General features: G+C 66.2%; 7 protein-coding genes. 5 read left to right on the top strand and 2 right to left on the bottom strand.

Annotated elements, in window-relative coordinates; translation table 11 throughout:
- Positions 1 to 162 precede the first annotated feature (162 nt).
- On the bottom strand, positions 163 to 534 hold the full coding sequence (locus MJ783_RS02725) for a VOC family protein (protein WP_239308316.1): 372 nt from the start codon (positions 532 to 534) through the stop codon (positions 163 to 165).
- Between the two features lie 367 nt (positions 535 to 901).
- On the bottom strand, positions 902 to 1,741 hold the full coding sequence (locus MJ783_RS02720) for a DUF2127 domain-containing protein (protein ID WP_370651418.1): 840 nt from the start codon (positions 1,739 to 1,741) through the stop codon (positions 902 to 904).
- Positions 1,742 to 1,833: 92 nt separating this feature from the next.
- Here MJ783_RS02720 and MJ783_RS02715 point away from each other — a divergent pair, with 92 nt between their 5' ends.
- The 5 genes from MJ783_RS02715 to MJ783_RS02695 all read left to right on the top strand — a co-directional run bounded on the left by MJ783_RS02715 (position 1,834) and on the right by MJ783_RS02695 (position 9,372).
- Positions 1,834 to 2,772, top strand: a complete 939-nt coding sequence (locus MJ783_RS02715) for an ATP-binding cassette domain-containing protein (protein ID WP_239308314.1) — start codon at positions 1,834 to 1,836, stop codon at positions 2,770 to 2,772.
- Positions 2,769 to 3,611, top strand: a complete 843-nt coding sequence (locus tag MJ783_RS02710) for an ABC transporter permease subunit (protein WP_239308313.1) — start codon at positions 2,769 to 2,771, stop codon at positions 3,609 to 3,611. Before MJ783_RS02715 ends, MJ783_RS02710 begins: the two co-directional genes overlap by 4 nt.
- Positions 3,612 to 3,876: 265 nt before the next feature.
- Positions 3,877 to 5,496 carry a fibronectin type III domain-containing protein gene (locus MJ783_RS02705; RefSeq protein WP_239308312.1) on the top strand — a complete coding sequence of 540 codons (1,620 nt, stop codon included), beginning with the start codon at positions 3,877 to 3,879 and terminating at the stop codon, positions 5,494 to 5,496.
- A 399-nt stretch (positions 5,497 to 5,895) separates the two neighbouring features.
- The gene (locus MJ783_RS02700) at positions 5,896 to 7,569 is read left to right on the top strand and encodes an alkaline phosphatase PhoX (RefSeq protein WP_239308311.1); all 1,674 of its coding nucleotides are present in this window, start codon (positions 5,896 to 5,898) and stop codon (positions 7,567 to 7,569) included.
- Positions 7,570 to 7,863: 294 nt separating this feature from the next.
- The gene (locus MJ783_RS02695; RefSeq protein WP_239308310.1) at positions 7,864 to 9,372 is read left to right on the top strand and encodes an MFS transporter; all 1,509 of its coding nucleotides are present in this window, start codon (positions 7,864 to 7,866) and stop codon (positions 9,370 to 9,372) included.
- Positions 9,373 to 9,393 lie beyond the last annotated feature (21 nt).

Genomic DNA, 9,393 nt, shown 5'->3' with positions numbered 1-9,393 from the left:
TGACGACAACGCGGCGAGGTGCGTGCTCTGGCCCCGCGACGCCGCGTCCCCTATTGCCGGTCGCTCTAAGTCTGCTGAGACATCTGCCCCATGCCCATGCCAGCTCTGATAGGAGCGGGGCCCCGCGTCGAGCGGGGCCCCTGGTATATGCACGGGGAACTGTTACGACGCGGACCGCACGACACCGACCAAGTGCCCTTCGGGGTCGTTGAAGAGTCCTATTTCGACCCCTTCCATCACTTTTTCTGGCCCCATCATCCGTGACCCGCCAAGGTTTTCGGCTTTCACGAGCGCGGCTTCTACGTCGGGTACCTCGACGTAAAACGTGACATGACCGGCGTACCCCTCCGGAGCCGCCGCGACACCGCCGCCGATTCCGACGCCATCGGTGTTGACATTGCCGACGCGCTGTACGACCCCGTAGTTCATCGGGTTATCGGATTCGATCTTCCATCCGAACAGGCCAGAGTAGTAGTTCTTCAGTTTTTCGGAGTCATTGCCAATAATTTCAAAATGAACGACCGGCTGTCCCATTTTCTTGCTCCTCTCCGCGCCGAGCACGCAGACTCGGCATGGGCAAAATTTTCTCCTCCAGAATACCCCGGGTACGCCCGGATGCCCGCCGGGCGCCGGTGCGGAGAGGAGTTATGATCATGGAGGTCAAGCATGATCTAACGGCTTGGGGTCGACAGGCGGCGCTGTACACCGAAGTCGACTGAGCAGATATCACAATATGTTAACCGGCCGGTTAGTCATACCGTTTCCGCGTCTTAAGGAGGCCAACAGATCGGGGATGTCCGCTGCGCTGTCCGCTGGATGAGCCGGGGCTCCCCGCTGTTTACGCCGTATACCCGTGTGAGCGGTATAGCGCGGGGATAGCGGGGATAGCGGGGATGACGGCCTACGCCTTACCGGACAGTTCATGGTCGGGTAGCTCCGCGGACTGCTCGACTTCCAGCAGGGATGTGCTCTGCCGTTCCGCCTCGAACGCCCGGCGTCCACCGCGCACCCCGAACAGGCGCTTGGTGGCGACGAGGTACACAACGGCGGCCACGTTGATGACCAGGGCGGCGACTCGCAGGACGGTGACCCGTTCGGTCAGCTCGTAGACCTCCAGCGGAAGGAAGACCGAGGTGGCGACGGCGGCGAAGTACTCTCCCCAGCGTCGCAGCAGCCAGAGCCCGACACCTTCGACGATCTGTATGGCCGCATAACCGAACAGCAGGGTGGCGACCAGCAGCAGAGTGCTCGGTTTGGTGTGGATGAGGTGCCGCAGGTGTGTGATCGTCGGGCTGTTGTCCAGGTCCAGGTGCAGGACCGAGGCGAGTGGTTTCGCGGCCGGGATCGCCTTGTCGAACAGCTCCTGGATGTCGGCCTCGGACTGGCGAAACCGCAGCACAGCGTAGCCGACCAGAGCCAGTAGCACCGCGCGGACGATGCGCTCCACCGCGAGCAGCCGCAGTACCGTCGCGTCCCGTAGCGCCCGGCCGCGCAGCAGCACCGGTGCATCGCGTGCTGGCCCGGCCGCGACCGGATCAGCGACGACGAAGTCCCCGCAGCGCAGACAGCGCCAGGCTGGCCCAGCGGGGGTCTGTGCTACCAGCCGGTCGGCCAGAGCCGGCTCGTCCGGACGGTAGGTGACATGCCCTTTACGGGCACAGGTCCGCAGATTCCACTCCACGATCGCTGATCGTAGATGTCGGGGGCATGCCCGGCGATGGGTCTCGCCAGCCGGACCCATCGCCGGATTTCAGGCTGCCGCCGGTCGGCGGCAGCGACGACGACCGTAATGTCGGTGGCGTCGGCGACACCGGAAACTGTGGAGGGCGCACTGTGATTAAGGTCGAGGGGCTGACGAAGCGCTATGGGGAAAAGACGGCGGTCGACGGCTTGAGCTTCGCCGTGGAGCCTGGCGTGGTGACGGGTTTTCTGGGGCCGAACGGTTCCGGTAAATCGACGACCATGCGGATGATTATCGGTCTGGATGAGCCCACCAGCGGCAGGGTCATGGTCAATGGCCGCTGCTACCGTGATTTTTCCGCTCCGCTGTGTGAGGTTGGGGCTTTGCTGGAGGCCCGGTCGGTTCATACCGGTCGTTCGGCCACCAACCATCTGCTGGCGCTGGCGCACACGCACGGGATCCCCCGGCGCCGGGTCGACGAGGTGATCGATCTGGTCGGTTTGCGCGAAGTCGCGCGCAAGCGGGTGGGTGGTTTTTCCCTCGGGATGGGACAGCGGCTGGGGATCGCGTCCGCGCTGCTGGGCGATCCCTCAATCATGATTTTGGATGAGCCGGTGAATGGTCTGGATCCAGAGGGCATCCGTTGGATCCGTAACCTGCTCAAGGGGCTTGCGGCGGAGGGCAAGACGGTCTTCGTCTCCTCGCACCTGATGAGCGAGATGGCGCTGACCGCCGAGCACCTCATCGTGATCGGCCGTGGGCGCCTGATCGCGGACACATCCGTCGCGGACTTCATCCACGGTGCGTCGACCAACACCGTGAAGGTCCGGTCGCCGCAGGCATCCCAACTACGTGAGCTGCTTGTGAGCGTGGATGCGACGGTAACCGCCAGCGCGCCCGACATCCTGGAGGTCACCGGCCTCACCAGCGAGCAGATCGGCCGGACGGCGGCGGAGAACGACATCGTGCTGTATGAGCTGACGCCCCAACAGGCGTCGCTGGAGGAGGCGTTCATGGATCTCACCCGGGACAGCGTCGAGTACCAGGCCGATGCTCTCACCGCACAAGCCACGACGGGAGCATCGTCATGACCGCTGTTACCGAGATCGACAGGGACGGCGGCAGCCCGCGGGCGCGGAACGAACCGGCGGTGGGGGTGACCCAACTGCGGGTCATGCGTTCGGAGTGGACGAAGTTGTACTCGCTACGCTCGACCCGCTACTCGCTGCTGGCCGCGCTTGTGATCATAATCGGGCTCGGTATTCTTATCTCCTGGGGGAGCGCCAGTCATTGGAATGAGGATGATCCGCGTGACCGCCTTCTCTTTGACCCCACCCTGACAAGCCTCAGCGGGATCTTCCTCGCGCAGCTCCCGGTCGGAGTCCTTGGCGTCCTGATCGTCAGTGGTGAGTACTCCACTGGCATGATCCGCGCGACGATGGCCGCGGTCCCCAGGCGGTTGCCCGTGCTGTGGGCGAAGACGGCGGTCTTTGCCCTGGTCACGTTTGTGCTGATGACCGTCGCGTCGTTCGTGGCGTTCGCTGCTGGCCAGGCGATGCTGGCGTCCGAACACATCTCCACGACGCTGTCGCGGCCGGGCGTCCTCACCGCGGTGATCGGCGGCGGTCTGTACCTGACGGTCGTCGGTACGCTGGGGGTCGCCCTCGGCGCGCTGCTACGGAGCACCGCCGGTGGGATTGCGACGTTGTTCGGGCTGTTGCTGGTACTTCCGATCATCGTTTTGTTCCTGCCCGCGAGTTGGCGGGAGCACATCGAAAAGTACCTGCCGAGCAATGCCGGACAGGCGATTTTTCGAGTCCTGCACGAGCCCTCCGCGCTGTCGTCGTGGACCGGGTTCGCGCTGTTCTGCGGGTATGCGCTGGCCGCGCTTGCCGGCGCCGCCGTCCTGCTGCGCCGCCGGGATGCCTGAGCAGGGTCCGTCGGTTTGGTCCAGCCGGGTATCGCGTCGTTTTCGGATTGCGGTAGCCCTGGTGAATTGTGGTAGCCCTGGTGAGCTGAGCTCGGCACCTGACGGGCGAGGGGAGCTGGTTCGACCGGCGCTCACGCGGATGGCCAATGCCCTTCACGCCGCATTGGCCCCGTGGACAGCTATGGCGATCAGGATGCGCACAGACACGGCCATGAGGACGTGCCGATGTGTCGATGTGTCGATGTACCAACGGGGAGGAATCCGCATGAACGAGGAACCTGCCATAGCTGGATCACGGCCGGCGCTGGGGCGCCGTGCGCTGCTGCGTGCCGCCGGGGTGGCGGGTCTCACCGCCGCCGCGGTGCCGTTGCTGGAACGTCCGGGCGTCGCGGCCGAGCTGGTGCGTCAGCCCGCGGTCGCGGGAGCGCCGTCCCCCGAACAGCTGCATGTCCAGTTCGGCGCGGATGCGGCCAGTCAGATCACGGTGTCGTGGGCGACGCCGGAGCGGGTGAGTCGACCCCGGTTGCGCCTCGGGCGGCACGGTTCCGGCTTCGGGACGAGTATTGAGGCGCAGGAGCGTGTCTACGTCGAGGCACTGACCGGGCAGACCGTCTGGACCTACCACGCCGAGCTGGACCGGCTGCCGTCCGACACCGACTTCACCTACGAGGTCTACCATCGTGGCGCCCCGCCGGCGGAAGGTACGTTCCGCACGGCCCCACGCGGACGCAGGCGGTTCCGCTTCACCAGCTTCGGTGACCAGGCGATACCAGCGCCGGTGGGACAGGGCCTCGGCCCGTCGTCGGTGAACTCCGGCTACATCGTGGACGCGGTCGAGACGCTCGACCCGTTGTTCCATCTCGTCAACGGCGACCTGTGCTACGCGAACGTCAGCGACGACCCGGTGGCGACCTGGCGCAGCTTCTTCAACAACAACATGCGGTCCGCGCGCAACCGGCCCTGGATGCCGTGCGCGGGCAACCACGAGAACGAGGTTGGCAACGGCCCGCAGGGCTATCTCGCCTACCAGACCCGGTTCGGCCTGCCGGGCAATGGTTCGGACGTGCCCGACTTCGCCGGCAACTGGTACGCCTTCACCGTCGGCTCGGTCCGGATCATCTCGCTCAACAACGACGACGTGTGCCTGCAGGACGGCGGTTTCAGCGGCTACCGCCGTGACCACGTCCCGAACTACGCGAGCAGTGGCTTTGACCCCTACATCCACGGTTACAGCCACGGCAAGCAGCGGGCCTGGCTCGAACGGACGCTGGCGGCGGCGCGGCACGACCATGACATCGACTGGATCGTGGTGTTCATGCACCAGGTCGCGATGTCCTCCGCGCACTTCAACGGCGCGGATCTCGGCATTCGCCGGGAGCTCCTGCCGTTGTTCGACCAGTACGGCGTCGATCTGGTGCTCGCTGGCCACGAGCACCACTTCGAACGCACCTTCCCCGTGCGTGGGACCCTGCCCGGCAGCTCACTGCTCACGCCCGCCCCGCAGGCCGACGACGCGAAGGTCATCGACACGACCCGCGGGACCGTACATATGATCATCGGTGGCGGTGGGCATTCCTTTGCCACGCCGGCCACCGCGTTCGACGCGCCCCAGGACGGCGTCGTGATCTACGATGTCGCCGCTGGCGACCCGACGACGCAGCGCAGGGCGCTCACCACGACCGAACCCGCGCCGTGGTCGGCCTACCGTGATCTCGCCACTCCGTACGGTTTCGCCTCGTTCGACGTCGAGCCCGACGCGCCCGGCGGAAAGACGACCATCACCGTCAGGCACTACGGCGCCGCCGCGGGTTCGTCCAGCTACACCGAGCTCGACAGCTTCACCCTGGTACGCCCACGCGCCCACCAGCACTGGGCGGGTCGGTAAAAAACAGGCAGGCGGGTCCGCCGAGGACGGGGCAGCCGAGGACGGGGCATCGGGAGCCGGCCGGCCCCATCCTCGGCTGATCGTCAGGGGCGAGCACAGGACACCTCACAGGTGATCGTGGTGCCGGTCACCGCCGCTCACGGCGCGCGCCGGGTCGCTTGTGCTGGCCTCGCCCGTCTCGATATGGCCCGCCAGGCGACGGCGGCCGTGGGCCTGTTTTCCGCTGGCGTTCGCCAGCGTTCGCCAGCGTTCGGTGGCTGTCGGCCCGTTCTGCCATCCAATGTTCACAAGCAGGATTCGCGTTGGCTGGACAACCGCGTACCAGTCGTTGCCCGCACCCGTTTGTATCCCCCCGGAGGTGCCCGATGTGTGGTGCCAGGGGGAAGGATGCATATGTCAGTGAGGACCAAACGCTCCCGGGCCGCGGTTGTCGCGGCTGGGGTGGCCGGCGCCGCTGTGCTGGGCGGGCTGGTGCTGGGCACGACCGCGCAAGCGGAGCCGGGCACTACCGCCGCGCTCGGGCTGACCCCCGTGTTGACCGCGAACGCCAAGGTTCCCAACGTGCCGGTGGCCCATGCGCTTTCGGCGGAGCTGTCCGAGATCGCCGTCGCCCAGGGTTCGAACAGGCTGGAAAACGGAACACCCGAGGTGCCGTACTACGGCTATGACGGTAACTCCGCGAACCTGCTGCCCGCACCGGGGGACGTACAGAGCACGGCGCACAACGTCGAGGCCAGCAAGACCGAGCCGGACAAGAACACCTACCTGCGCCTGACCGGTCAGCACGGCGCCGACCCGAGCTACGACTACGGGACGCACTTCCTGTTCCAGGGGCACGAGGGCGGAAAGCCCGGCTACATCACCCGCGTCAACCTCGACGCCGACGCGGCCCACCGGGTCACCCTGCTCGCCACGACGGACGTCGCGGGTAAGGCATTGCCGGACTTCGACGGTTCCACCTGGGATCCGTGGGCACAGCGGCTGCTGTTCACCGCGGAGGCCGGCGCGAACGGCGGTGTCTGGCAGGCCACGCCGGACATCGCCTCGAAGGTCGAGGACATCTCCACCGTCCTGGGCCGTGGCGGGTACGAAGGCATCCAGAACGACTCCGCCGGCAACCTGTGGCTCGTTGAGGACGTCGGCGGCACGACGATTCCCGGCAGGTTCACCAAGCTGCCGAACAGTTTCGTCTACCGGTTCGTGCCGGTGGACACCGCCGACCTCACCAAGGGCGGCAAGCTCCAGGCCCTCCAGGTGATCTCGGCGGGTACCGGTAAGCCGATCACCTTCCAGCCGATCGACGCCGACCACCCGGACGGCAACGCCTTCAGCCAGGACACCAAGGATCTGCACACCTACGGCAATGTCTTCGACACCCACTGGGTGACGATTCACGACACCGCGACCGACCCCAGCGGGGTGGCGTTCGACGCGAACGCGGCGGCCAAGAAGGCTGGCGCGACCCCGTTCAAGCGGCCCGAGAACGGCCAGTTCCGCCCGGGCTCGGACTTCCGTGAGTTCTACTTCGACGAGACCGGCGACACCGACGCGCGTTCGGTCGCGAACGCCGAATACGGCGGCTGGGGCTCGGTGCTGAAACTCACCCAGACCAGCGCGACCGCCAACAACGGCAAACTCACTCTGTTCTACAAGGGCGACCAGGTGCACACCGGGTTCGACAACGTCGCGTTCCTCGACCACAACCACGTCGCGTTTGTCGAGGACGCCGGGGATACCTTGCATACCCAGCGTAACGCGCTCGATTCCGGTTACCTGTTCGACGTGTGGCACAACTACGCTGACGGTCAGCAGCCGCTGCGGTTCCTCGCGGAGGGGCGTGACCCGTCGGCCACGATAGACTCCGGCCTCGGTTCGATCAGTGGCAGCGGATTCCAGAACGACGGGGACAACGAGCTCACGGGGATCCATGTTTCCGACGGGGACCCGAGTATTCGCGGCATCCTCGGTGCCCGGGTACCGGACGCCTTCAACAAGAACTGGCGGGTGTTCTACACCGCCCAGCACGGTGACAACGTGACCTGGGAGATCGTGCGTTCGCAGACCAGGCGGTAATCGTCCGGCGCGGGTCCGTGCGGCAGAGACCGCAGCAGCAGGGAGGGATCGACACGGTGGGCCCTGACCGGTCGCTGGCCCCGGCCGGTCAGGGGCTGCGTTCCCGCCGCGAGCCCGGCGGCGAGCGGGAATCTGTCCGGCTCCCTGATCGAACGACGGCTTCCGGCACACGCCATAGCGCGTCAGCGCAACGATCGCGGCTGGCTCGGTGCCGACAACAGCCATTATCTTAATAATTATAATATTTAGATATTAAAATCATTTTTTTGTAATTAATGTTATAGTAATGGTCCTATGAGCGAACTTATCGTTCCAGCTTCGGCCATGCGCTCATACCGACGGTGGCTCCCCCTTCTCGTCGTCCTGACGGCCCAACTTATGATCATTCTTGACTCCAGTGTGGTGAATGTTGCACTGCCCGTCATCCAGCATGATCTGGGAATCAGCCAGGCCAGCCTTACCTGGGTCATCAACGGTTATTTGATCAGCTATGGCAGCTTCCTTCTCGTCGCCGGCCGGTTGGGCGATCTCGTTGGGCGCAAGAAGGTCTTCCTCGGCGGCGTCGCGCTGTTCACCGCGGCCTCGGCCGCCTGCGGGCTTGCCAGCGATCAGACGGTCCTCATCGTCGCCCGCTTCGCGCAGGGCCTGGGTGGAGCGCTCGCGTCGGCGACCGTTCTCGCGTTCATCGTCACCGACTTCCCGCAGCCGCGTGAGCGCGCTCGGGCGATGAGCACCTACCTGCTCGTCACCGTCGGCGGCGGCTCGCTCGGTCTGCTGCTCGGCGGCGTGCTTACGCGGGCCCTGGGATGGCACTGGATTTTCGTTATCAACATCCCGATCGGCGTTCTCGCGCTACTGGCGGGCGCCGCTCTCATCACCGAACGTTCCGGTTCCGGCCTGCGCCGGGGGGTTGACGCGGCGGGTGCCATCCTGGTCACCACGGCGGCGCTGGCCGGTATCGACGCGATCGTGCGGGCATCCGAGCATGGCTGGCTGTCGACGTACACGCTCGGGCTCGGCGCGGTCTCGGTCACACTGCTCGGCGCGTTCGGTTTCCGTGAGTCACACACACCGAACCCGCTCGTTCCGCCGCGGATCCTGCGACTGCGTAGCCTCGTCGGCTCGAGCGCCGTACGCGCGGTCGTGATGGCCGGCATGTACGGGGTGTTCTTCTTCGGCGCGCTGTACCTGGAAGAGGTCCTCGGGTACGACGCGATCCGCACTGGGCTGGCGTTCCTGCCGCAAACCCTCGCAATAGCCGCGCTCTCCTTCGGCATCACCACCCGGCTGGTGTCCCGCTTCGGCCCCAAACAGGTCCTCCTCGGGGGGCTGGCCGTCATGCTCTCGGGCCTGCTGCTCTTCGCTCAGGGAGGCGACGGCGAGCACGTCCATTATTTCCCGACGCTCTTCGTTTCCTTCACCCTTGTCGGGCTCGGGGCCGGCGCGGCGTTCATGCCGTTGCTGACCATGGCCGTTGCCGACGTCGCACCCGCCGACGCCGGTCTGGCCTCGGGGATCGTCAACGTCTCCATGCAGATCTCGGCAGCGGTCGGCCTCGCGGCACTGGGGACGTTGTCCACCAAGCGGACCGCCACGCTTGTGGCGGAAGGCCGTACCCAGATCGCGGCGCTCGCCGGTGGTTGCCGTCTCGGGTTGCTCGTCGGCGCCGGATGCGTGGCCTTTGGCCTGCTGCTGGCCGCCGCGGTACTGCACCCTGGGCGGGCCAGCGCGGAGCCGGTGGCTGTTCCCAAGCAGCTGGCGGACGAAGCCGGTCTGGCCGAGCCGTCGGCGTCCGCACCGTGACGTCCCCATCGTGACGTCCCC

The organism is Protofrankia sp. Cj3 (assembly GCF_917627355.1).
Lineage (GTDB): Bacteria > Actinomycetota > Actinomycetes > Frankiales > Frankiaceae > Protofrankia.
The sequence above is the reverse complement of the archived record's forward strand: the minus strand, read 5'-3'. Positions and strand labels throughout refer to the sequence as shown.